A 23,533-nucleotide genomic window follows, 5' to 3' on the forward strand; every position below is an offset into this window, starting at 1 on the left:
GCGAATATCTCCTTGGGATCGCTCTATCCGCGTCTTGAATTGGTCGGGTCGGCGCACTCCTTCTAGATTTGAGACGGCACATAACCAGAAATGGCCGCGACGCACCGGGCTGCCGCCGCCGTCAGGAGAGCAGAATGGCCGTAATAGCGAAGGATGAAGGCTCGCCAGCGGAGCCGAATGCGCATCCATCGCGCACGGCCTGGGTCACACTGGCCATCCTGGTTCTCCTCTACATATTGTCGTTTCTCGATCGCCAGATTCTGGCGATGATGGTGGACCCCATCCGCCGCGACCTTGGCATCAGCGATTTTGAGGTCAGCCTACTGATGGGCTTCTCTTTCGCTCTATTTTACACGATTTTCGGCGTGTTCATGGGCGGCATCGTAGATCGTCACTCTCGCCGCACGGTCGTGTATGTCGGCGTGAGCCTGTGGTCGCTGGCGACAGCGGCATGCGGCCTCGCCCAAAGCTTCTGGCAACTTTTCCTGTGCCGCATGTTGGTGGGCGTCGGCGAATCCACCTTGACGCCAGCTAGCTATTCGATGCTGACGGACCTCTTTCCCCGCCGGCGCTTGGCGTTTGCCCTGGCGATATTCACTTTGGGTACGACATTGGGTGCGGGCCTATCAATGGTGCTGGGCGGTTTCGTCATTTCGCTCGTGTCCAAGACACCGTTCATCACGCTTCCGCTGATTGGCGACATCCGCGCCTGGCAGGTCGTGTTTTTCCTCATCGGCCTCCCCGGGCTACTGGCAGCTTGCCTGATGTTCGCCGTACCCGAACCGGCGCGCACCGGCCGCTTGAAGGGCAGCGGGACCCCAAGCTGGAAATCAGCGCTTCAGTTTTTGATGACCCGGCGCAAACTCTGGCTCGCAATCATATTAAGCTTCGCGCCATCGGCGACCTTGTCCAACGCGATCGTCTTGTGGGCGCCTGCCTATATGGGCCGCAATTTTGGCTGGAGTCCGCTCGAGGTCGGCCTGGCTATCGGCGGAGTCGTCGCCATCACGGGCGGCGTCGGGCAGATGCTCTCAGGCTGGACGGTGGATGCGCTCTTTTCCAGAGGGATGCGCGACGCGCATTTCCGGTTTCTGGGCTGGATGACGATAATCGCCATCCCCGCCCTGGTGCTCGCCTTCCTCACTACCAGCGTGCCCTTGTTTCTGACGTTGCTGGCTGTGCCTTTTTTGCTGTTGCTCAGCAATGCCGGCTATGGGGCAGCGGCGATCCAAATGACTACGCCGAATGAATATCGCGGGCGAATGGGGGCGCTCTTCATTCTGGTCGTCACAATCCCCAGCATGATATTGGGACCCTCGTTAATCGCCCTCCTATCGGAAAAACTGTTCCGCTCGGAGCAAAGTCTTGGCCTCTCCATCGCGCTGACCGCAGCCATTATGGGGCCAATCATGCTCGTGGGGGTATCATTGGGGAAAAAGGCGATGCGTGAACTGATGACGGAGACGCCCGCGCCTTCAGCATAAGCTTTTTCTATAGCTTGATCGCGGAATCTCTGAGGGTTATCAATGGTCCCAGGCGCTGTCCCGGCTCCGATGCCCACATCGGCACAACACGGGAAGGCGTCCGCGCCCTACCCCTGATTGTCCTTGAGCGCTACGGACATGAGCGATTCCTTGAATGTGCGTCCGGACAGCGCCCTTACGGCCGCGTCGTCTCCGATAATGGCTTCGACCCGGTCGTGCTTCGTCGCCATTTCCCACTGCAGCGCGGCAATGGCATCGGATGCGATGAATTCCAGTCCCGTCGGGCTGCGGCCTCCCGCCTCGTCGGCTTCCACGACCAGCCCAGCAATCATCACTACCCCCGCATAGATCCCATGTTGCGCCAGTTGCTGGTTAAGAACGCGGCCATAGTTAAGCGTCGCGCCGGCGGCAATGCCGAAGCTCGCCGTGATCGCCAGCGGATGGAGGGCGGAAACCGCCGTCGTGAGAAGGATCGTGCCACATCCCCGCTCGATCATGGAAGGAAGGACTGCACGCACGGCCGTGATCGCGCCCAGCACGCCGATGTCGAGGTGATACAACTCGTTCTCAGCGGTCAGCTCGATCGCATTCATCGTCGAGCCCGGAACTTCTGGCGCAGGACTGAATTCCAGCACGTCAATTGGCCCGAACAGGCCCTGCGCCTCGCGCAATCCGCGCTCGACGGACGGCCGGTCGCGCAGGTCAATGGCAAAGGCCGCCGCTTCAATCCCCTCCGATTCCAATTCCGCGACGAGCAACGCTAGCTTGTCCGGCTTTCGCGCCAACAGTGCGACCTTATAGCCTTCACGACCAAAACGGCGGGCGACGGCGCGCCCAACGCCGGCCCCCGCTCCTACTATGGCTATCGTTCTATCCATTGTCAGTTCGCCGTTAACGCCTGTTCATAGTACGCTGCTAAGGACGGGAAAGTCTGACTGGATGGGCGTCAGTTCCATTCTTTTTTCTGAATGGAACCATAGCCTCATCCCTGCGCCTCCGGTCCCGGGCGCTAACGGCCAGGTCGGGTTCACGATCTAATCATTTGAGCTGGCGAATTTGGAGAAGCCGAGGCAGTTTGCACGGGCCTCGTAACTGGTGGCGATCCGAGGCCATTGTTTGAGTTTAGCAAAGAGGCCTTCGATGCCCAGTCGTCAAAACGCTCTGCCGCCATAGAACCGATATCAGACGGGAGCTGGTGAAGGGTGAAGTATCACGGCGCTGTTACCCAACTCGATACGCGCGCCTGGATAGACCGCCTGTACCAGGGGGAACGTTTGCTTCAGCTTCGCCTTAACCCTGCGTTTTTCGGCGAACGCCGATGACCAGTTGGCGCACAGGGCCTCCCACGAAAGGGTTTGCGGTGCGCGCAGTGTCGGCAAGATGGCGGCCAGCCAGGTGTACACGTCCATCGCCCAACAATTGTCGTTGATCTGAAAGATCGCCAGCCAGTCTAACGCGACCCGGTTTTCTATCAGCCAGTCCGAGAGGCCTGGGTTGAAACTGGCCCGGTCTGGAAAGCCGAGCCGATCTAGGCGCGCACGGTCGAACGGGGGGTGCAGGGCGCCGTCCGGCTCGTCATAATGAAGGGCATCGACCATTGGCCCGGCGAAGATCCCGCGCCAATTTGCGCCATCCGGCTCTCGGTAAGCGATGGTGAGGTAGCTGTCGCCTATGCGATGCGCCTGGTTGGACATCTGTCGATAGGTCATTCCTCCAACGGCGATATTCATGCATTGTAGCCATTCGTGCATCGATCCCACGCCGTACACTGTAGCCGAATGCCTTTGTACTATCAGGTCCGTCCAATAGGTCAGAATATTGCGCGCTTTCGCTCCGAAGGGCAATCCCTCCTGAGACCCTGACCGCAACGTGAATTTCAAGTCGCCGATCTGCCTTTCAAAGACGGCCAAGGCTCCCGGATCGCGATAAGGCATGCAAACGTTGAGCAGGCTGCCGTAGATTCGGCGCAGTGGATCCGTGCCCGCTTGCGCCAGCACCGCAGCCGCATCGATGGCATTGCGTTCCAGTGCGCTCGCCGCCCGATGGCGCGCGCCTGCCACACCAAATTGCTCGATCGCCTCTCGTGCGTCGAATGCCATCTGCACAGTGCCTCAAAATTCCAAGTGGTCGGTCTGCGATAGACACGCTTATGGTCACTTCAAAGACCCTCGCACGTCTTGTCGCCTTCCCTTGGGGATTGGTCAAGACGCGAGAAGCAAATGGAGAGCATCATGGCGGACTATGATTCCGGCGACCTCGAAGCAGAAGTTCTGGCGCGGAATTTTGACCATCACTCGCCTGAGTATGCCGCAAAGAGCTGGGAAATCAACAAGGCCTTGCGGAACAAGTGCCCTGTCGCGCACAGTGAAAAGCACGGTGGCTTCTGGGTTGCAACCACTCATGCCGACGTGACGCGGATCGCCATGGATGATGACACCTTCTCATCCGACCATGACCCGGGCGGCGAGCGGCGAGGGCCCGGCTTCACCGGCATTCTTTTTCCCGAGAAGGGCCCGTTTCGCCAGATCCCCATCGAAATGGATCCGCCGGAATCGACCTCCTACAAAAGACTCATCATGCACGAATTCACGCCCGGTGCGGTTTCCAAGCTGCGCCCGCTCGTGACATCTTTCGTGAATGCCTGTCTCGATCGCGTGATCGAAAGCGGTGAAATGGACATCATTCGTGATCTCGCCAGCCCGGTGCCGGCGCTGATCGCCGCCAGTTTCTTGGGCCTGCCGATCGCGGATTGGCGCAAATATGCCGCGCCCACCCACATGATGATCTACGCCGTAGTGGGAACTCCGGAATGGCAGAAGGGGTATGAGGGGATCGTCTGGATCAACGGTGAGTTGCAGCGCCTGATCGAGGAGCGCCGCAGGAATCCTAAGGACGACGTCATCTCTCGTTTGTGCAACGCGGAAATCGACGGTGTGCCCGTTCCAGACGCGAACCTAGTCAATATGTTCTCTCTTATCATTCAGGGCGGTTTCGACACAACCGGCGCGCTGATCGCGGGCGCCATGTCTTGGTTGTCGGATCACCCCGAAGAACGGCAGAAGCTGATCGAAGATCGTTCGCTGTTGCGTAACGCGGGTGAGGAGTTCCTGCGCTACATCACGCCCACCCAGCTTCTGTCGCGTACCGTCACACGCGAAGTGGAAGTCAACGGCGAAGCTCTCAAGCCTGGTGATCATATTCTGGTAAGCTGGGCTTCGGCCAATCAGGACGAATCCGTTTACGAATGCCCTGAACAGGTGCGATTTGACCGTAAGAAAAACAATCATTATGCGTTCGGCGTGGGGCACCACACCTGCATGGGCGCCGCAATCGTGCGCATGCAGTGGCCGATCGTGATGGGCGCGATCCTGGACCGTATTCCCGATTTCAAAGTAGACCATGAACGCACGGTGCCCTACACGTCCAAGGGCGTGGTCAACGGCTACATATCGATGCGAGCGACCTTCACGCCAGGCAAGAAGGTCGGCGGTCTGGAAGAACTGGAGGATATCATCGGCGTGAGTTATAACGGCGCCTGATCACCAAGGTATCAACAAGGCGGGCATGAGAGGCTGCGGATTGCGACATTGCGCTACGCAGGAATGGAAGCCTGGCAAAGCGGTTTACGCCTCCTGAGGTGAACTTCCGCAGGGTCAGCGAGCCGCGGTTGCAGCGCGCAATGGTAAGGCGCGGGAAGGTATCGTCGTACCGGCTGCCGCGATGAAACCTGCCCCTGCTAGCCGCGCTTCGTTGCAGGAACTACAGCCACGTCGCGAGGCTTGCTATTTGGATGGTTAGCATCGTTCTATTTTCGATCCTATCCACGTCTGTCCTGCCGTAGAACATTATGGGCACGACGGCTTGAACCTGTACCCGCCGAACAACAAGTGATCATGGAGAGGTGAAGTATAGTGCGCCAAAAGCTTAAGCTTCTGCTAAGTTTGACCGATGTGCAGGCGGAAGGACGTCTGGCTGAGAAGCTCCAGACCGAGACGGATCGCCTCGCTGCGGAATTCCCGCACAAGCTGGACCAGTCCTGGGCTTTCCGCGTTCGGGACCCGGAGCTCGAGGCGGCCGCTGCAGGCGCCTTCCATTATGGCGTGCCCTTCGACGCCATATTGGAAATCTTCCGCGAGGACGGCGGCGATCTCAGCGGACTGGTTCCGCTGCTTGGCGGATTTGCGGAGCGGCTGGGTGATACGATCCGGCCGGCAGCCTCAGCGGCGCTGGTCGCAACCGAGCATGTCATAATGCCGGGGTTCGGCTCTTTGCTGATCGTGATCGCAAATCGACGCCTGCCGAAGTTCGATCACGAGGAGTTCGTCAAGTACTGGCACGGTCACCACGGGCCGTTCGCGGAGTCGATTCAGCCGGAGGGGCTGGGGTTCGGCTATCGGCAGGCTCACGCCGATATGGCGCTGTCGGCTCAGTTCGCGCGAGAGGCCGGGCTCGGCATCTCCGATTTCGACGGGGCGGCCGAGACCTATTGGATTGATGCCGACCGGCTTCGTAATCTGATGGGGACGAAGGAACTGGTCGATCAAACGACAGCCGACGAGCGGAATTTCGTCGATCATGCGCGCTGTGTGACCAGCCTTTTCGACATTGCATCATGGAGCACGCGCTAGGAGCCTGCTCCGCGCGGACTGGCGGTAATTGCTTGCGGTCGCCGCTTTGCCGGTAGGCGGCCAGGATTTGGAGGATACGCAATGTTCAGAGGATACGCTGGTCTGTCTCTCGACGGAGACCACCTGGATCTTTCGTACCGCGATCGCGATGCCTGGCCCGACATGACCCCCAAGGGTTCGGTGAAGAGTTTCGCCTTCGACATCGGCGATCCGGAAGCGGGGCCGACCGTTCTGCTCGGCCTGATGACCAAGGTCGAGGGCGAGGATCTGGACTGGAAGCACTCTGTCGATCCGGTCCATCATCACGGCACCGACCAATTTCGCATGGTGGCCGGGGGCGAATGGACGGTGGCTGGCAAATCCATGCCGGCGGGAACCTATGGGTTCCAGGAGGCCGGCTGGGTCTACCAGGAGCATCCGGTGCACGGCGGTCCGGTATGGACGCTGCTGATAATGGGGGATCGCCGCGGTTCCCGTTCCATCCTCAGATTCAAGAAGGATATGGCGACCGTCATCGACGGCGGCGAGGTCGGCGAGGCCTTCGGACAGCCGGTAGAGGGGGAGCCCTATCCCCACCCGGCAGGCGACAAGGGCATCGCCGCGGTGGCGACGACGCTGGGTCCATGCGAGCGCGGCTATTTGTCCGGCCAGGTGGGGGACCTGGGCAGGAACGGGAAGCCCGAAACGATGACCGGGATTCTGGGAGATGCGACGGTCGGACCCGCGGTGCACGTGCTGAACACCAAGGCGAACCAGACGATCATCCCGGCTTGCGTCTATCCGACCGAGCTGGTGCTGCTGGTTGTCGGCGGCGCTTGCCGGGTGGGCGATGTGGAATATTCGGCCGGCGACATGCGCGTTCAGCGAGCCGATGTCGCCTTGGACACGGTGGTCGCCGGGCCCGACGGGGCCGAAGTGCTTGTAGTCGTCGGCGACCGACGCGCTCAGCCGAAGCTTGCGTCGGCGGTCGCCGCGCCGGCCTGGATGGGCGATGTCCAACGCGTGCTCAGCGCCCTCGATCCGGTCCCCGGCGGGATTAAGGGCCATCGGCTTCGCGCGGGCCTCGCCAACGCATGAGAGCATCATTCCTCACAGGCCATCGTCGCCCTGTGTCGAACCATGCCATGGGCGGTGCCGAACGAAAACGACACCCTCTCCATCTCCAGCATCTCCATTCGGCGATGGCCGCGGCAATGAAGGGGACTGGAAGGTCGTCGGCTTCGGCAGCCAACGTCTAAATTTGGTTAGGCACGTTGCCGCAGGCATCCTCTCCTCGATAAGCCTTCATCAGGAGCGAACCCATCCGGCGGAACTTTCAATTTCCCACAAGTGGTCACGCATCGGATTCGCGTTGGCGCATAGGGATTGAGGCCGTTGAGTCCATGGTGGTACCTGCTTGAGCAGGAATCTGAGGGGGAACGTGCAATGGCGAACGACCATGATAATTGCGGCTCGTGGATCGACGGCGAAATAGAGAATCCGGGTTCGGAGACTCCCGCCTTGGTGACCGACTGCGCAAATTGATGGGTTGCCTGGATAGCGCAACAGGTCAGCCGCTTCCGCTAACCTGCGAAGATTGGGCAAACACCAAAGCGCCCTATCGCTTTTGCGAACAATTTGGTCAGCGAGGAGCAGATCCTGGCGGGCTATTTTCCAGGCAACAGACGCTGCGCCGTCAGTTGCGAGGGCGTCCTGCTGGTGCTGCGGGATACGACAGAATTCGGTTATCAGGATCGGCGCCGGATAGCATTGTTCACTCGACGGAGCTCGACCTCCTGAAGGGCGGAAACCCATCTATCCAGCTCGGCTCAATCCTCGCAACCGAGCAACTTCTGGGAAATTGAAACCTTCACCTGAGGCTTGCGGACCACACAGAGCGGAGTGGCGCTCGGGTCTCGTTTGGGCCCGACCATAGGTTTTTTAGATTGTACACTTCGGTTGCGAGTGTCTTATTTAATCGCGGTTGGGACTACTCGGCACGTGTCGAATGCGGCAGTGTAAAATCATGCTCACCTTGACAGAGTGGGGCGATAAAGGAGGGGAAAATGGCAGATTCATTAAGGCGCGCAGTTCTGTTCGGCGGGACGTGCCTCTTTGCACTGAATGCAACGTCCGGAATGGCGCAAGAGGTCGCTCCGGCTGTAGCGCCTTCCGCTGCCGCGAACGCGAGTTCTGATTCGGCGGCCGCAAGCCTGGGCGACATCATCGTCACGGCCCGTCGAAAGTCGGAAAGTTTGCAATCGGTGCCCGTTACTGTTTCTGCGTTTACCAGCGAGTCGATCAGGACGCAGGGGATTACGAACGCGAACGACCTCATGAAGGTCGCGCCGGGCATATTCACCGCGGGCGCCTCTTCGCCATTTAACACATTGTACTCCATCCGCGGGCAGTCGAAGCCCGTTGCAGGTAACAGTCCATCGGGCGTCGTGACCTATTTCGCTGAAGTTCCGCAGCCCACACGGGCAAGCGGCACCCAGCAATTTGATCTTGCCAACATCCAGGTTCTGAAAGGCCCTCAAGGCACGCTGTTCGGCCGCAACGTATTGGGTGGAGCGATCCTGCTCGAGCCTACTGCCCCTAGCCTCGACCGCGTCGAAGGGTATCTCCAGGCAACAGTCGGTAATTATGATGCGCACCAGCTGGAGGGCGCTCTCAATCTTCCGATCGTACAAGACAAGTTGGCCATTCGCCTTGCTGGAAATTACGCAAAGCGCGATGGCTTCGTGCGGAACTTGGGTGGTAACGGCAAAAGAGAGGCCAATCTGGACTCCAAAGGCATCCGTCTGTCGGTCCTTGCGGAACCGTTCGAGGGCCTCAAGAACACGACGATCCTGGATTATAGCCATGACGCCAATGATGGTCCCGGCGTCATCATGACGGGCTTGAATCCAAGTCTGTTTCCATTCTTTCCGGCTCCGATCGTTGACTTCCTCAAGGACCAGTTTGCGCTGCAGCAGGCTCGGGGCGTCCGTGTCACGGACACGGGGGCGCTTGTACCAAGGGAAACCATCAAGCGTTGGGGGGTGGTCAATCGCACCGAATATCAATTCACGGATACGTTCTCGGTACTGAATATCTTCGGATATCGAAACCAGGAATATCTATCCAGATCAACGCCGGACGGACTGCCGGCCATTCCGAATTTTCCCGTGCCCGGCGCCACTTTCGATCTGCTACACGCGGACAACGCTTATGGAGTAGAGCAGTTATCGAACGAGCTTCAGCTTCGCCTGAAAATGTTTGATGGCAATGTCAACCTGCTCGTCGGGGGTTTTTACCTGCATGATCGTCCGGTAGGACAGAACCGGGACGGCCTAACAATCTTCGGCGCCCCGTCCATTTCCTACAACTTCCTGACAAACACCAGCAAAGCGTTTTTTACAAACGCATCCATCAATCTCTCCTCCATGCTCGAAGGTCTATCGGTCGATTTGGGCTTTCGATATACTTGGGATAAACAGACGAATTGCGGCGCTTCCGGGGCGACGGGTGTCAGCGATCCAACCCTGCGCTACTCCGATTGCCTCAACAATTCAGCCAAGGTTGTATCACCTGCGCGATCGAGCGCGAAATCGAGCGCGCCGACCTGGACGATCGGCGTAAACTACCAAGCGACTCCTGATGCATTCTTCTATGTAGTGAGCCGACGGGGCTATCGCGCAGGTGGATTGAACAGTCCAAAACTAGGTGTCGGATTGGCTCAATATCAGGGCTTCGGTCCCGAGACCGTGACCGATTTCGAAGGTGGTGCGAAGCTGAAATGGCGCGCAGGCGATGCACGAGGCGTGTTCAACGTTTCAGTCTTCACGCAAACGAACAACAAGGTGCAGACTCCGATCACCGGCTTAACTACCACACAGACACCTGGCGTCTGCCTTGGCAATCCGCCGTCGCCGCCATGGATTGATGGCGACTGCGACCTGACGAACGATCCGGCGAACACCTTGTTGGTCTTTAATGTCGGCAAGACGCGGACTCAGGGCGTTGAGCTCGAAACCTCCGTCAATCTGTTTAGCCAGCTTGAACTCAGCCTGTCCGGATCATTCATGAAGCACAAGATCCTCGAAGTGGGGACACCACCAATCGGGGCTGCGGTCGCCGATCCCAGGCAGGTTTTCTTCCAGTACGCTCCGAAAAAAGGCGTGAATATCGGTGCTGTCTACACGCCCAACTTCATCCCGGAGAGCGTCGGCGAACTTAGCCTAGGTGCGCGCTATTCGTGGTCGGACGACGTCCCGGCGGCGGCTGTCACACTGCCGGCACATCATAATCTCGATCTCCGGGCCGATTTGCGCAATATAGGAGGGCGGCCTGTTGACATCGCCTTCTTCGTGAAGAACGTGACCAAAGAAACCTATTTGAGCGCGACGTCGCTGAACGTAGGAACGCTGCCTTGGTTTTCAGGATTTTATAGTGATCCGAGAACGTTTGGCGTGGAACTTCGTTATCGGTTTGGCAATCGTTGACGGCACGACAAGGGCTTCATAGTATATCGCGCAAGCGCAATTGCCATGAAGCCCTGGGGCGGGACGACCGCAAAAACGGCTGAGAAGATATCGCCTAGGAGGCTTCGGTGGCGTTATTGCTAGATCGGCTGACAATTACGAACACTTTATCGAGTATCGGCCGGGTTTCTGCGAGGGCATCCCTTAAAAGGGGGAGCTTCTGGCATTGAAGGTACCGATGCGGCTGGAACCGGTTCATTGGATGCCGATGGCCAACCTATTGTGTTAGATCATACAGCAGAGTCGAGGTGGAGCCGAGAGTGTTGATGCCCTACACCATAGATGGGTTCGATAGCAGGCGTGTCCCGTTTCAAAATGTGCGGGATTTTCGTCATACACGACGTACCGCCAGAAAGCGCTTCCGGAATTCCACCGTGGAACCCTCATACATTCGGTCGGCATCAGTGCGGTGGTTATTTGACTTCGCACCTTGTGACTTTCCGGGGTATGCGGCGCTATCCCGTATTCTGTCCCGGCGCGCACCCATGAAATGCGGATCTTGGGATGTCGCATGGACTGTGCAAGATACTACATGTTCTTTCTACGAAATTCCAGTTGCGAGGCGCCGTCATGAACGATTTCAATAAAATTCGCGCTTTTGATTATAGCGATTTCGATTCTTCTAATATTATAGATATCGATCTCGACGGAGAATATTTCCGCTCAAACTGGGAAAATATTCTTGCAGATTGGGCAACGCGACCTCCCATCTATATAACTACAGATGGCGTCCCCCAATTTGTTTTTTGCGCTCGGCATAGGGACAATCTAGAGGTCTATCTCAACCGAGATGGATTGTTTACGACCGACATCCCGAAGGTACCGGGATATGAACGGTTCGATTTCTTTTATGGGAAGACCAATGTCGGGATGATCGACGGCGCAGAGCACCGCCGTATCCGCAGATTGCTTGATCCGTCCTTCAGTGCCGCGATGGTGAAAAGCTCAGTGGAGCTGATTGACCAGAGTATCGATGGACTGCTCGACAAGCTCGCTAGCAAGGGATCGGTCGTCGACGTGATGTCGGACTTCAGCGTGCATCTCGTCGATGCCATCCTTTTGGAGGGCATGTTGAAGATCAAGGATGAGCAGCGCCGGGCATTTGCACGCATGGCTGCAACCTTTCATCTCGTCGCATCGATTCCACCTGGCGGGGAATACCCCCGTGAATATATCGACGGCTTTGAGGCTGCTGTCGACGCCGTTTCGGCGCTGGTCGATGAGCGACGGAATAAACCAGGCAACGACATGATCAGCGTCATGGTGCAGGCGAGAGATCAGGGTGATCAGTTGACCAATGACGAGCTCATCTACAATTTGTTTGCGATTTTTGCAGGCGGATTGACCACTACGTCGATCAGCACTGCCTGCGCTTTGCTTAATCTGGCTAGGCATCCTGATCAGTTGCAGATCTTACAGGATGACATGGATTTGTTGCCGATGGCCATCGAGGAATGCCTGCGGATCCACGCCCCCGGCTATCTTTCGTTTCCGCGTTTCGCCAGGCAGGATCTAACTATTGGGGGAACGCCCGTTTATGCGGGTGCAGTCATCGGTGTCTCCCCACAGGCGGCAAATTACGATCCGGTCGTATTTCCGGATCCGCTCAGATTTGACGTAAGGCGAAATCCCAAGAACATTATGACGTTTGGGACCGGCATTCATAATTGCGTAGGCTCAAGACTAGCGAGATTCGTTATCCAAGCAAGCCTTCGAAAGTTTATGGAGCGATTTCCTAAGTTTCGTCTGGAGGACCGTAATTACAGGCCGAAATATATCGGGCAGAGAGGCGAGCTATTGCCGGTCTCCATACCTATGCGGATCGATTGATTGTATTGAACCTTCACCGTTCGATCGGTGTCTAAAAGAGAATGCGGGGACTCTTTTCTGGTCCCCAACCCAATTGTCATATTGATAATTGGCCGCCTCTTTGATTCAGGGGCTTCCGCGCAAAGGAGGCCCCCAAATGTCGCGTTCGTGGTTTTGGTTGTCGGGTGCGGCGTGGGTGGCGATTGAACCTCATCTGCCCAAGCGTAACGGGGGCTGCGTAATCGCGAGGCGCGCAGCAGCCCTGCCAAAATGACGCTCCTCCGCAAAAATCACGAAGTAGCGGGGATGACGTAGTTCGATGATCTCGCTCCGTTCAAACGGCGAGGGCCGTTTAACGTCACGGTATAGACCATGACGCGAGCGCAATCCATTGATGCGGCGGGAACGGCGGGCATGCCTCCGTCGGCGATCGACACGCGATCCGGTCAGATTTCGTGATCGATCTGGCCAATATGCTCGGCACAAGGTCAGCGCGGCGCCATCCGCAACGCGCCGTCCAGTCGCACCGATGCTGCATTCATATAGCCGTTACGGATTAGGAACAGCGCCGTGTCGGCATATTCCTCGGGTCGCCCGAGCCGTGCCGGAAACGGCACTGTCGCCGCTAGCGATTCCTGTACTTTCGCGGGAAGGCCGGAAAGCATTGGCGTTGCCAATATGCCCGGCAGGATCGTGTTCACGCGTATCCCGTGGCCCATCAAGTCGCGCGCGATGGGCAGCGTCATGCCTGCAACGCCGGCTTTGGATGCGGCATAAGCCGCCTGGCCCACCTGTCCGTCCTGCGCCGCCACGCTCGCAGTCGTGATGACCACCCCGCGCTCACCGTCGTCGCCCGGCGGGAGCGACAGCATGCCCTTGGCCGATAGCGCCGTGCAGGCGAAGGTGCCGATCAGGTTGACCGTGATCGTGCGTGCGAACGAAGTCAATCGATGCGCGATCGGCTCACCGCTGGCCTTGTCGATCGACGCGGTCTTCTCCCCGGTGGCGATGCCGGCGCAGTTGACCAGAATTCGCTCCTGCCCGTTAATGCCCCGGACGGTATCGAACGCCACTTCCAAATCACTCTCGTCAGTGATGTCAACGCGCGCGAAGACGCCCCCGATCTGTCCTGCCAGCACTTCGCCCCGCGATTGGTCGAGATCGAACAGCGCCACCTTCGCTCCTGCCAACGCAAGCGCACGCGCGGTCGCTTCGCCCAGGCCTGATGCGCCGCCGGTTACGATCGCCGAAACCCCTTCGATCTTCATTGCATTCTCCTCGCGATCGCCATCGCAAAAGTGTCAACGCGCCACTAATATTCTTTCTAGATCGGATCATAGTATCCCCATCAACCAGGCCGCTATGGCGAGAAATTGTGATCGAATGTCGCTCTCCGATATTTCTAAGTGATGCCGGCGCCGGGTCTCACGACAACGGTACCTTGGCGCAGGAGTAGATGGTGGAGGATCGTCTTCACGAACCGCGGCCGTGGAGAAGCGGCAGTCAATCCTAGTGTCGGTTTCGGCAGGTTAAGCGGTGCAAATGCTTGAACAGAATAATAATCGACCTCGAACCGCACCTCGGTCGCCATCGTGACGATGGTTTCGATCCCCGTCACGCGATCCGCGACACCGCCGAACGGACGCTTCTTGCCAAAGTCAGCCGCGACCGGCAGAAGTGATCGACGCTCTTCACGCGCAGCAAGCCGTGCTGGCGAAAATAGCCGGCATAAATGGCATCCGAACCGACAAGCACGCCCGTGGCCGACCTTCGACGTACCCACCTTCAAGGCCACGACCGGCGTGCCTTCCACGAGCGCTGCATCAAGGCTGCGCGGCACACGTTGGGCATCACGTACCACCTCGAGGAATAGCGCGAATCACTCGCGTGCCCGGAGTCGCCGCTCCGACCTCGAGGTTCGGGCGAGGTCGACGTCCATCTCGTTCCCGGTCGAGAACCAGAAGCTGGGGTCTGCGCCACGTTCCGTCGCGCGCGGGAAACAGCGCGGTGCCCAACGCTCCGCTCTGCGTGATCAGCTCTATCGAACCCTCCTGGTAACGCCCCGTGACGAACGCCGCCGAAGTTCCGAGCGGCAGGTCGACCTCACCAGTGTAAATTCCGGTGCAATTAGGTCCGGTCAGACGAATAGCATGACGAGGCGCCGTGCCGAGCAATTCGCCTTGAAGTGCGGCTCCTTCCTTCCCGGTTTCAGCGAAGCCGGCCATAATTGCCACTGCCGCCCGCACTGGTCCACACCGCGCTTTGCAACAGTGTAATCAGCGCCAATTCAACATCGCCCGGGATATCCAAGACGGAAGGGTAGACCTTTATACCGCCGACAGTGTCGCGCTTTAGATTGACCGGATGAACGGCTATCACCGGCATGGAACTACCCGCCATCTTGGTTGCATCATCTGCTACATCAAGCAAGGCAATCGATTCGGCGTGAAGAATGCGTCCAGACCGTCTTGGCCAGAGAGCAATTTGTCCGGATAATTTTCCATCAAATCCTCTCGCCGATCCGCTCAAACGGACGGTGTTCTTGAATTAACGCGCCGGCTTGTCGCGATGTTGCAAAAGCGGGTCAAACCGGAATTTTGTATTGTATAACCCCGTTGCTAGTCCGACTATCGCTTGTCAGGTTGCCACCATGGGTAGAATGGCGGCATATCGCTTGAGACCGTAGCGCGATATTCTGGCGCGCGCTTGTCGAGAAATGCTTGGACGCCTTCCTTGCCGTCGCCCAGACTGGTGTAGAATACGGCCAGGGAATCGATCTCGTGCGCCGCATTGGGGCTTGGCAAGGCGGAGTTGCGCCACGTCATCTGCCGGATCAGCGCCACCGACACCGGCGAAAGATCGGCCAAAAGCGATAGCGCGAATGCGCGCGCCCTCTGCAAAAGCTGGCCGGGCGGCACGATCTCGTTCAGCAGACCACCCGCATGCGCTTCCGCCGCGTCCATGATCCTTGCGCTGTAGAACCATTCCAGCGCCTTGGGCAAGCCGACGATACGGGGCAAAAACCAAGTTGAGCATGCCTCAGGCACGATGCCGATGCGTCCGAACACAAACCCGATGCGGCTTTCAGTGCTTGCGAACCGGAAATCCATCGGCAGCAGCATCGTCGCGCCGATACCGACCGCGGCGCCGTTGATTGCAGCGATTACGGGCTTAGCGCAGTCATAAATGGCCAGCGTAACCCGCCCGCCGGTGTCGCGCACACCGCTACGGATGGCAGGATCGTCGAGGCGCTCGCGCATGTCGGTCAGCGTCGGCCGCTGATGCTCGTCAAGGCCAAAGACATTGCCATCGACATCCAGGTCCATGCCCGCGCAGAATGCCTTGCCGCTGCCAGTCACGATGACGGCGCGAACCTCGTCCTGCGTATTGACGGCGCCAAAGGCATGTTCGAGTTCCGCGGCCATCGCCACCGTGAAGGCGTTCATCCGTTCGGGACGGTTGAGCGTTATCGTGAGAACCCCGTCAGCAAGATCCGTTTGGATCGTCGTATAGTCCATGTCACATCACCCGTTGCGCGGTCACGGAAAGTGCTCCCGGCACTCCGGTACCAACTATTCGATCGGTTCAGCAAAGCTTGGAGCGCCTTCGATCAACCCATCGCGGCGCCGACCCCACCAGACCACTCTGCACCTCACCGTTTGCCAGGCCGCCGTTCGATATGGGCCACTGCTTCTGACACGGCCTGGATAGCGCGGCCCGGTGACGCGTACCCGCATGTGCCCCTCTTCCTCATATCGACGCGATGTTGGCCGGGCGACTGGAGCACCGCCAATTCAAAGCTGAGATGGTTCGATTGCCTTCGCATCGGTTCGCTTGTGGATGGCGCGATACCGAAACAATATTTTCGCTATGTGGCGTCGCAACCGATCACTGCTCCAAATGAATTTGGCGAGTTCGGCCCCATGACACAGCATTCGTCTGCACTCTCTGAATATCGCCTGCTCGGTCGATCCGGGCTGCGGGTTTCCCCGCTATCCCTCGGCACGATGACGTTCGGGGCGCCCTGGGGCTGCGACGAACCGGAAGCAAAACGCATTTTCGACGCCTATGTGGGGGCCGGCGGCAATTTCATCGACACCGCCAATTATTACGGAAGGGGCGCATCGGAACAAATGCTGGGCCGTTTCGCAGCCGAGCGGCGCGAGCAGCTGGTGCTGGCGACGAAATACTCGCTGGCGCTCGACCCAGGCAATCCTAACGCTTGCGGCAATCATCGTCGCAATATGGTACGCTCCGTCGAAGACAGCCTCAGGCGGCTGAGCACGGACTATATCGATCTGTTCTATCTGCACATGTGGGACGCCACGACACCAGTCGACGAGATCATGCGCGCGTTCGACGACCTCGTACGAAGCGGCAAGGTCGTATATATCGGCATTTCGGACACGCCAGCATGGCAGGTCGCCCGCATGCAGATGCTCGCCGAGTTGCGCGGATGGACGCCGTTTGCAGCCTTGCAGATCGAATACAGCCTGTTGCAGCGGACGGTGGAGCGCGACCTGATCCCGATGGCAGCCGAACTCGGCCTAGGCGTGATGCCCTGGTCACCGATCGGCGGGGGGCGACTGTCAGGCAAGTACCGCGACGCCAGCGGAACGGCCGGAGGTCGCGCGGAAGCGTTGACGCAAGCCGGCCTGATCACCCCAACGGTCCTGGAGATCGCCGACACAGTCCGGCGAGTGGCGACCCGGCATAAGCGGAGCGCAGCCGAAATCGCTTTGGCTTGGACGCTCCTCAATCCTGCCATCACCGCACCGATCATCGGCGCACGTACGCTCGACCAGTTGCAGCAGAACCTCGGCGTACTCGATCTCCGGTTGAGCGCCGAAGACATTGTCGAGCTAGAGCAGGTCAGCCGGATCGACCTCGGGTTTCCGCACGACTTCCTGAAAACGCCGCATTCGGTCGCCGCCCTCGCCGCTGGCACACGCGTCGCGGCACGCGGGCGAGCCTGAACATGGAAATCGCACAGCGCGTGGTCAGCTACACCGCCGATCGCCTCGAAATGATCAGCCAGTTGTTCGGGGATGATTCGCATGGCGGCATGCGACCCGGCGTATTGCTGTTTCCCGAGGCGTTCGGCTTAGGCGATCAGTGATCAGGGTCAATCAGGACGGCTTTTTAGCATTCGCCCGCCATAATAGCCGGCCGTAGCGAGAATCGGAATTATGAGAGGGCAGCCCGCAATGCGGCCAGCAGTGCTGCCGTGCCGTCGTGCTCGTGCGTGCCTTCAACCAGCCCAATCGTCCTGTTGCGCGTAAAACCTTCCAGTTTGACCATCGAGATCCCAGGTCCACCTAAGGATTCTGGCGCCACCGTAACGCCAAGGCCCGCGCGAACCGCGGCCATTATCCGGTCATCGTTAGCCGAGCGCAGGGCAAAGCGGGGCCGCACGCCGTGTTCAGTAAAGAATCGGCTTGTTTCGGTGAGTACTTCGCACGAGCGCCGTGCCAACATCGTCTCGCCGGCGACTGCCCGAGGCGGGACCGTCACCGCGCCTGCTAGGGGATGGTCGGCCGGCAGGGCGAGACAATAGGCTTCATGAAGCAGGGCGGCGGGATCGCCAGAGCCAACCAGCGTCAGAGCCAAGTCGAGCGAGCCGGTCACAAGCGCCGCCTGCAACTCACGTTCACCCCCTTCAACGAGTTCGAGCGGTGCTAAGCCAGTGTAGGCCGACAGGGTGGACTCCAGCCAGCGAGTGGACACTGATTCGAGCAGGCCTAATCGGAGCGGTCTTGCCGGTACTGGCAAGTTGCCGACCCGGCTTTCCGCCTCATGGAATTCCCTTTCAATGGAACGGGCTAATGGGAGCAGGGCGTTGCCAGCCTCTGTGAGTTGGATCCGGCGGCGCTCGCGCACGAACAGTCGCGTACCAAGGTTCCGCTCCAGTTCGGCGATTCCGCCGGACAGTGAAGGCTGTGCGATATTCAGCGCGTTGGCGGCGCGTGTGAAACTGCCGGTGTCGACAACCGCGAGGAACTGGCGAAGCTGTATGCGGCTTAACATAGGAATATCCTATCTATCCACGAGATTAATTCCAGTTTTTCCATTGTCCGCAGTTGGTCTAGCTTGCCTTCGACGTTGATGGAGAGACCACATGGCCCGCGCCACGCGCGAACTTGACTTCGGCTTGTCCGAAAGCGCCCCTACGATCCTCGAGGCCGCCGGACGCTTCGCTTGCGAGCAAATCCTATCGCTCGCTGCGGAGATCGACGCCCAAGATCGCCGCGAGCGATCCGAGCTGATGGGCGCGGTCGGCCTGTCCTTTGGCGCGCACTCCAACCTGCGCGTCAACCGGGTTCGACGGATGTCGATCGGGCGCCAACTGATTGGGGAGGCTGGATGAGCGCCCCTGTCCTCTCCACCAGTCTCGATCTCTCAAGCCCCGGCGCGCAGGCCCGCGCGGCGCACAACCGGGCGCTGGCCGAAGAGCTGCGCACCCGCGTCGCCAAGGCGACGCTCGGCGGGGACGAGCGCAGTCGTGACCGCCACGTTTCCCGCGGCAAACTGCTGCCGCGCGACCGCGTCGAAGGCCTGCTCGATCCGGGCGCGCCGTTCCTCGAGGTCGGTCAGCTTGCCGCGAACGGGATGTATGGTGACGAGGTGCCCGGCGCGGGCCTCATCACCGGGATCGGCCGCGTGTCCGGGCGGCAGTGCATGATCTTCGCCAACGATGCGACCGTGAAGGGCGGCACCTACTTCCCGATAACGGTGAAGAAGCACATCCGCGCCCAGGAAATCGCCCAGGAAAACCGCCTGCCGTGCATATACTTGGTCGATTCTGGCGGCGCCAACCTTCCCAACCAGGCCGAAGTGTTCCCAGACCGCGACCACTTCGGCCGGTTCTTCTACAATCAGGCGAACATGTCGGCGCAGGGGATCCCGCAGATCGCCAGCGTGATGGGCAGCTGCACCGCGGGCGGCGCCTACGTCCCCGCCATGTCCGATGAGACCGTGATCGTGAAGGAACAGGGCACGATCTTCCTCGCCGGTCCGCCGCTGGTTCAGGCCGCGACAGGCGAGGTCATCTCCGCTGAAGACCTTGGCGGCGGCGACCTTCACGCCCGCAAGTCGGGCGTTGTTGATCACCTTGCCGAGAACGACGAGCACGCGCTGTCGATCGTGCGCGACATCGTGTCACACGTCGGCGAGCCACTCGATGCCGGTATTGCCAGGCGCGAACCCCGCGCGCCGAAGTATGAAGCGGAAGAGCTTTACAGCATCATCCCGGACGACGTGCGTGCGCCCTACGACGTGCACGAGGTCGTCGCCCGGATCGTCGATGCGAGCGAGTTCCACGAATTCAAACCGCTCTACGGCAACACCCTGGTCTGCGGTTTCGCCCATATCCACGGAATCCCCGTGGCGATCCTCGCCAACAACGGCGTCATCTTCTCAGAAAGCGCGCAGAAGGGCGCACACTTTATCGAGCTCGCCTGCCAGCGCCGGATTCCGCTGCTGTTCCTCCAGAACGTGTCGGGCTTCATGGTCGGCGGCAAGTACGAGGCCGAAGGCATCGCCAAGCACGGCGCAAAGCTGGTGACCGCCGTCGCCACGGCGACCGTGCCCAAGATCACCCTGCTCATCGGCGGCAGCTTCGGCGCGGGCAACTACGGCATGTGCGGAAGGGCCTACCAGCCGCGCTTCCTGTTCACCTGGCCCAACGCGCGGATCAGCGTGATGGGCGGCGAACAGGCGGCAAGCGTCCTCGCCACCGTCCATCGCGACGCGGCGGTGTGGACGCCGGAAGAAGTTGAGGCGTTCAAGGCTCCGATCCGCCAGAAGTACGAGGACGAAGGCAACCCCTACTACGCTACCGCGCGGGGCTGGGACGACGGGATCATCGACCCCGCCCAGACTCGCGATGTCCTGACGCTGGCACTGGAGGCGTGCCTCGAAGTGCCGGTGCCACAGCGGCCTGCCTTCGGCGTGTTCAGAATGTAAAGGAGCCGGGCACCGGAGTCGCACCCGTGATTCCGGAGTCCGGTTTCTCCACCAAGGAGCAAACCCATGACCGACATCTACATCGTTTCCGGCGCCCGTACCGCCATCGGCGCCTTCGGCGGCGGCCTCTCCTCGCTGCGCCCGGCCGAGCTTGGCACCATCGTGATGAAGGAGGCGATCGACCGGGCCGGGATCGTCGCGGCCGACGTCCAGAACGTCGTGGTCGGCACTGTCGTGCTGACCCAGCCGAAGGACGTCTACGTCAGCCGCGTCGCCGCAGTGAACGCCGGCGTACCGGTGGAAACTCCGGCGATGAACGTCAACCGGCTGTGCGGCTCGGGCCTGCAGGCGGTGGTCTCCGCAGCGCAGGGGATCGCCCTTGGCGAGCAGGACATCGCGATTGCCGGCGGGGCTGAAAGCATGTCGAACGCGCCCTTGATGTGCCTGACTGCGCGCAATGGGCAAAAGATGGGCGACCAGCTGCTGGTCGATGCGATGCTGGGCGCGCTTCACGATCCGTTCGAAAACATCCACATGGGCGTCACCGCCGAAAACGTCGCGGAACGCTGCGCGATCAGCCGCGAGGCGCAGGACGAAGCGGCTGTGGAAAGCCACCGCCGTGCGATCAACGCGATCCAGAACGGCTATTTTAAGGACCAGATCGTTCCGGTCGAGATCAAGATCCGTAAGGGTACGACCGTGTTCGACACCGACGAGCACGCCCGCGCCGACGCCAGCGTCGAATCGTTGGCGGGCCTAAAGCCCGTGTTCAAGAAGGACGGTACCGTCACCGCCGGCAACGCTAGTGGCATCAACGACGGAGCGGCCGCAGTCGTCCTCGCCAGCGGCAAGGCAGTGCAGGAGAAGGGCCTCAAGCCGATGGCCCGCATCCTCGGCTGGGGCCATGCCGGGGTCGAGCCGAACGTCATGGGCCTCGGACCGGTCAAGGCGGTGCCGGTGGCGCTGCAGCGCGCAAACCTGACGCTCGACCAGATGGACGTGATCGAGGCCAACGAGGCGTTTGCCGCCCAAGCTTGCGCCGTCGCCAAGGAACTGGGCCTCTCTGCGGCGAAGACCAATCCCAACGGTTCCGGCATCAGCCTGGGCCATCCGATCGGCGCGACCGGCGTGATCCTCACGGTCAAGGCGATGTACGAGTTGCAGCGCACCGGCGGGCGCTATGCGCTGATCACGATGTGCATCGGCGGCGGCCAGGGCATCGCCATGGTGATCGAGCGCGTCTGACGCCAGAAGGACAAACGCCAGGATGATCAAGTCGCTTCTCATTGCCAACCGCGGCGAAATCGCCTGCCGGGTGATCCGGACCGCGCGCCGCTTGGGCATCCGCACCATCGCGGTTCATTCGGACGCCGACGCACGCGCGCTGCACGTCCGCTCGGCGCACGAGGCAGTGCGCATCGGCCCCGCGCCGACGCGCGAAAGCTACCTGGTGGGCGAGAAAATCCTCGCCGCCGCCAGGGCCACGGGCGCAGAAGCGATCCATCCCGGCTACGGCTTCCTTTCGGAGAATGCCGAATTCGCGCAAACCGTGCTCGATGCGGGCCTCGTCTGGGTCGGACCTAAGCCGAAATCGATCACGGCGATGGGTCTGAAGGACGCGGCCAAGAAGCTGATGCAGGAAGCCGGCGTTCCGACCACACCCGGCTATCTCGGCGAGAACCAGGATCCGGCGTTTCTCAAGGCGCAGGCCAGCGAGATCGGCTATCCGGTGCTGATCAAGGCGGTCGCCGGCGGCGGCGGCAAGGGGATGCGGCTGGTCGAGCAAGCCGCGGATTTCCTCGACTCGCTCGTTTCGTGCAAACGTGAAGCGAGCTCGAGCTTCGGCAACGACGTCGTCCTGATCGAGAAATACATTCTCTCCCCGCGCCACATCGAGGTGCAGGTGTTCGGCGACAGCTACGGAAACGTGGTGCATCTGTTCGAGCGCGATTGTTCCCTCCAACGCCGCCACCAGAAGGTGATTGAGGAAGCCCCTGCCCCCGGCATGGACGCCTCGACTCGCGAGGCGGTGTGCGCCGCCGCGGTCCGCGCCGCCAAATCCGTCGACTACGAGGGCGCCGGCACGATCGAGTTCATCGCGGACGGATCGGAAGGCCTGCGGGCAGACCGCATCTGGTTTATGGAAATGAATACGCGCCTGCAGGTCGAGCATCCGGTGACCGAGGAGATCACCGGGCAGGATCTCGTCGAATGGCAGCTGCGCGTCGCCTCGGGCGAACCGCTGCCCAGGCGGCAGCAAGAGCTTTCGATCAATGGCTGGGCGATGGAAGCGCGGCTTTACGCGGAAGACCCGGCCAAGGGGTTCTTGCCCTCGATCGGCCGGCTCGACGTACTGCGCTTCGGGTCGGCTCGCGGTGGGAGGATAGACACCGGCGTCTACGAAGGGGCCGAGGTTTCGCCGTTCTACGATCCGATGATCGCCAAGGTCATCGCCCATGGCGGTAACCGCGAACAGGCGATCGACCGGCTTTCCGAAATTCTTGAAGGCAGCGCGGTCTACCCGGTCCGCACCAACGCCGCGTTCTTGGTCAAGGCGCTGGCCCATTCGCAGTTCGCCGCAGGCACGGTCGACACCGGCCTGATCGGCCGCGACGGCGAGGCGATGGCCGAGCCGCCGGTACCGTCGGAAGCAGCGCTGACCGAGGCTGCGGCGGCACTGACGCCCAAGAGCGGCGTCCCTGGTTTCCGTCTCAACGCAGCGCCCCGCCGGCGCGGCCGCTTCCTACTGGAAGGCGAGACCGTGGAGATCGCCTTGACCGGCCACGGCATCGATGATCCGCGCGGATCCGTGCTGGTGACCGAGAAGGGTCAGGCCTGGCTGCTGAAGCCGTGGCGCAAACAGGCGCTGCATGGCGCCGTGGTAGGCGACGGGGCGATCTTCTCGCCCATGCCCGGTAGGATCGTCGCGGTCGAGGTCAGCGAGAAAGAGCAGGTCACCAAGGGCCAGAAGCTGCTGACGCTCGAGGCGATGAAGATGGAACACACCCTTACCGCGCCGTTCGACGGGGTGGTGGCAGAGTTGAAGGCGGCACCCGGCGCACAGGTCCAAGTGGAAGCGCTGCTGGTGCGGATCGAGGAAGCGGAATGATCTTCCACCGCCGTTCCTGGTGAGGAGGGACTG

Annotated in this window: 20 protein-coding genes and 1 pseudogene; 13 read left to right on the forward strand and 8 right to left on the reverse strand. The window is 60.4% G+C overall.

The features are described from left to right. Positions 1-134: 134 nt before the first annotated feature. Positions 135-1,484, forward strand: coding sequence for an MFS transporter (locus tag MJ601_RS13890; RefSeq protein ID WP_242127398.1), 1,350 nt, complete (start codon positions 135-137; stop codon positions 1,482-1,484). A gap of 107 nt (positions 1,485-1,591) precedes the next feature. Here MJ601_RS13890 and MJ601_RS13895 read toward each other — a convergent pair whose 3' ends face one another. The 3 genes and pseudogenes from MJ601_RS13895 to MJ601_RS13905 form a co-directional block, all read right to left on the reverse strand. Further along, positions 1,592-2,362 (reverse strand): SDR family NAD(P)-dependent oxidoreductase, encoded by a 771-nt coding sequence (locus MJ601_RS13895; RefSeq protein WP_242127401.1) that lies wholly within the window; start codon positions 2,360-2,362, stop codon positions 1,592-1,594. A 156-nt stretch (positions 2,363-2,518) separates the two neighbouring features. Continuing rightward, positions 2,519-2,635, reverse strand: a pseudogene (locus MJ601_RS13900) (IS5/IS1182 family transposase); the annotation flags it as partial. A gap of 30 nt (positions 2,636-2,665) precedes the next feature. After that, positions 2,666-3,583 (reverse strand): replication initiation protein, encoded by a 918-nt coding sequence (locus MJ601_RS13905; RefSeq protein WP_242127403.1) that lies wholly within the window; start codon positions 3,581-3,583, stop codon positions 2,666-2,668. A gap of 132 nt (positions 3,584-3,715) precedes the next feature. Between MJ601_RS13905 and MJ601_RS13910 the strand changes: the two genes are divergently transcribed. The 6 genes from MJ601_RS13910 (at position 3,716) to MJ601_RS13930 (ending at position 12,447) form a co-directional block, all read left to right on the forward strand. After that, positions 3,716-5,023: a cytochrome P450 gene (locus tag MJ601_RS13910; RefSeq protein WP_242127405.1), complete on the forward strand. Its 1,308-nt coding sequence runs from the start codon at positions 3,716-3,718 to the stop codon at positions 5,021-5,023. A 411-nt stretch (positions 5,024-5,434) separates the two neighbouring features. Beyond that, the gene (locus MJ601_RS13915; protein WP_242127489.1) at positions 5,435-6,112 is read left to right on the forward strand and encodes an EthD domain-containing protein; all 678 of its coding nucleotides are present in this window, start codon (positions 5,435-5,437) and stop codon (positions 6,110-6,112) included. Positions 6,113-6,193: 81 nt separating this feature from the next. Continuing rightward, a complete protein-coding gene (locus tag MJ601_RS13920; RefSeq protein ID WP_242127407.1) occupies positions 6,194-7,189 on the forward strand; it encodes a hypothetical protein in 996 nt (331 codons plus the stop codon). Between the two features lie 377 nt (positions 7,190-7,566). After that, a complete protein-coding gene (locus tag MJ601_RS22100; protein ID WP_491572922.1) occupies positions 7,567-7,956 on the forward strand; it encodes an IS4/Tn5 family transposase DNA-binding protein in 390 nt (129 codons plus the stop codon). A gap of 201 nt (positions 7,957-8,157) precedes the next feature. Next, the gene (locus MJ601_RS13925) at positions 8,158-10,578 is read left to right on the forward strand and encodes a TonB-dependent receptor (RefSeq protein WP_242127409.1); all 2,421 of its coding nucleotides are present in this window, start codon (positions 8,158-8,160) and stop codon (positions 10,576-10,578) included. Between the two features lie 609 nt (positions 10,579-11,187). Further along, a complete protein-coding gene (locus MJ601_RS13930; RefSeq protein WP_242127411.1) occupies positions 11,188-12,447 on the forward strand; it encodes a cytochrome P450 in 1,260 nt (419 codons plus the stop codon). Between the two features lie 467 nt (positions 12,448-12,914). On the opposite strand, the gene MJ601_RS13940 is transcribed toward MJ601_RS13930, so the two are convergent. From MJ601_RS13940 to MJ601_RS13955, 4 genes are all read right to left on the reverse strand, one after another. Beyond that, positions 12,915-13,694, reverse strand: coding sequence for an SDR family NAD(P)-dependent oxidoreductase (locus MJ601_RS13940; protein ID WP_242127413.1), 780 nt, complete (start codon positions 13,692-13,694; stop codon positions 12,915-12,917). A gap of 134 nt (positions 13,695-13,828) precedes the next feature. Next, the gene (locus MJ601_RS13945; protein ID WP_242127415.1) at positions 13,829-14,239 is read right to left on the reverse strand and encodes a hypothetical protein; all 411 of its coding nucleotides are present in this window, start codon (positions 14,237-14,239) and stop codon (positions 13,829-13,831) included. 395 nt (positions 14,240-14,634) lie between these two features. After that, a complete protein-coding gene (locus MJ601_RS13950) occupies positions 14,635-14,955 on the reverse strand; it encodes a CoA-binding protein (protein ID WP_242127417.1) in 321 nt (106 codons plus the stop codon). Positions 14,956-15,053: 98 nt separating this feature from the next. Continuing rightward, positions 15,054-15,944 carry a crotonase/enoyl-CoA hydratase family protein gene (locus MJ601_RS13955; RefSeq protein ID WP_242127419.1) on the reverse strand — a complete coding sequence of 297 codons (891 nt, stop codon included), beginning with the start codon at positions 15,942-15,944 and terminating at the stop codon, positions 15,054-15,056. A 405-nt stretch (positions 15,945-16,349) separates the two neighbouring features. Here MJ601_RS13955 and MJ601_RS13960 point away from each other — a divergent pair, with 405 nt between their 5' ends. Both MJ601_RS13960 and MJ601_RS13965 read left to right on the forward strand, forming a co-directional pair. Further along, entirely contained in the window at positions 16,350-17,402 is a 1,053-nt protein-coding gene (locus MJ601_RS13960; RefSeq protein WP_242127421.1) for an aldo/keto reductase, read from the forward strand. Positions 17,403-17,404: 2 nt separating this feature from the next. Then, on the forward strand, positions 17,405-17,545 hold the full coding sequence (locus MJ601_RS13965) for a hypothetical protein (RefSeq protein ID WP_242127422.1): 141 nt from the start codon (positions 17,405-17,407) through the stop codon (positions 17,543-17,545). A gap of 68 nt (positions 17,546-17,613) precedes the next feature. Here MJ601_RS13965 and MJ601_RS13970 read toward each other — a convergent pair whose 3' ends face one another. Further along, a complete protein-coding gene (locus MJ601_RS13970) occupies positions 17,614-18,453 on the reverse strand; it encodes a LysR family transcriptional regulator (RefSeq protein WP_242127424.1) in 840 nt (279 codons plus the stop codon). Positions 18,454-18,544: 91 nt separating this feature from the next. On the opposite strand from MJ601_RS13970, the gene MJ601_RS13975 reads away from it, so the two are divergent. From MJ601_RS13975 to MJ601_RS13990, 4 genes are all read left to right on the forward strand, one after another. Continuing rightward, entirely contained in the window at positions 18,545-18,793 is a 249-nt protein-coding gene (locus tag MJ601_RS13975; RefSeq protein WP_242127426.1) for a hypothetical protein, read from the forward strand. Then, positions 18,790-20,391, forward strand: a complete 1,602-nt coding sequence (locus tag MJ601_RS13980; protein ID WP_242127428.1) for a carboxyl transferase domain-containing protein — start codon at positions 18,790-18,792, stop codon at positions 20,389-20,391. Before MJ601_RS13975 ends, MJ601_RS13980 begins: the two co-directional genes overlap by 4 nt. Before the next feature lie 66 nt (positions 20,392-20,457). Continuing rightward, the gene (bktB, locus tag MJ601_RS13985) at positions 20,458-21,636 is read left to right on the forward strand and encodes a beta-ketothiolase BktB (protein WP_242127430.1); all 1,179 of its coding nucleotides are present in this window, start codon (positions 20,458-20,460) and stop codon (positions 21,634-21,636) included. A gap of 22 nt (positions 21,637-21,658) precedes the next feature. Then, on the forward strand, positions 21,659-23,500 hold the full coding sequence (locus MJ601_RS13990) for an acetyl/propionyl/methylcrotonyl-CoA carboxylase subunit alpha (RefSeq protein WP_242127432.1): 1,842 nt from the start codon (positions 21,659-21,661) through the stop codon (positions 23,498-23,500). Positions 23,501-23,533 lie beyond the last annotated feature (33 nt).

Origin of the sequence: Sphingobium trunci (genome assembly GCF_022664535.1) — a bacterium.
In the GTDB taxonomy this organism is placed as follows: domain Bacteria; phylum Pseudomonadota; class Alphaproteobacteria; order Sphingomonadales; family Sphingomonadaceae; genus Sphingobium.

Bases quoted from the DNA above. Each gene is read 5' to 3' on its own strand.
- MJ601_RS13890 (WP_242127398.1), top strand. From the start codon at position 135: ATGGCCGTAATAGCGAAGGATGAAGGCTCGCCAGCGGAGCCGAATGCG.
- MJ601_RS13895 (WP_242127401.1), bottom strand. From the start codon at position 2,362: ATGGATAGAACGATAGCCATAGTAGGAGCGGGGGCCGGCGTTGGGCGC.
- MJ601_RS13905 (WP_242127403.1), bottom strand. From the start codon at position 3,583: ATGGCATTCGACGCACGAGAGGCGATCGAGCAATTTGGTGTGGCAGGC.
- MJ601_RS13910 (WP_242127405.1), top strand. From the start codon at position 3,716: ATGGCGGACTATGATTCCGGCGACCTCGAAGCAGAAGTTCTGGCGCGG.
- MJ601_RS13920 (WP_242127407.1), top strand. From the start codon at position 6,194: ATGTTCAGAGGATACGCTGGTCTGTCTCTCGACGGAGACCACCTGGAT.
- MJ601_RS13925 (WP_242127409.1), top strand. From the start codon at position 8,158: ATGGCAGATTCATTAAGGCGCGCAGTTCTGTTCGGCGGGACGTGCCTC.
- MJ601_RS13930 (WP_242127411.1), top strand. From the start codon at position 11,188: ATGAACGATTTCAATAAAATTCGCGCTTTTGATTATAGCGATTTCGAT.
- MJ601_RS13940 (WP_242127413.1), bottom strand. From the start codon at position 13,694: ATGAAGATCGAAGGGGTTTCGGCGATCGTAACCGGCGGCGCATCAGGC.
- MJ601_RS13955 (WP_242127419.1), bottom strand. From the start codon at position 15,944: ATGGACTATACGACGATCCAAACGGATCTTGCTGACGGGGTTCTCACG.
- MJ601_RS13960 (WP_242127421.1), top strand. From the start codon at position 16,350: ATGACACAGCATTCGTCTGCACTCTCTGAATATCGCCTGCTCGGTCGA.
- MJ601_RS13965 (WP_242127422.1), top strand. From the start codon at position 17,405: ATGGAAATCGCACAGCGCGTGGTCAGCTACACCGCCGATCGCCTCGAA.
- MJ601_RS13970 (WP_242127424.1), bottom strand. From the start codon at position 18,453: ATGTTAAGCCGCATACAGCTTCGCCAGTTCCTCGCGGTTGTCGACACC.
- MJ601_RS13975 (WP_242127426.1), top strand. From the start codon at position 18,545: ATGGCCCGCGCCACGCGCGAACTTGACTTCGGCTTGTCCGAAAGCGCC.
- MJ601_RS13980 (WP_242127428.1), top strand. From the start codon at position 18,790: ATGAGCGCCCCTGTCCTCTCCACCAGTCTCGATCTCTCAAGCCCCGGC.
- bktB (WP_242127430.1), top strand. From the start codon at position 20,458: ATGACCGACATCTACATCGTTTCCGGCGCCCGTACCGCCATCGGCGCC.
- MJ601_RS13990 (WP_242127432.1), top strand. From the start codon at position 21,659: ATGATCAAGTCGCTTCTCATTGCCAACCGCGGCGAAATCGCCTGCCGG.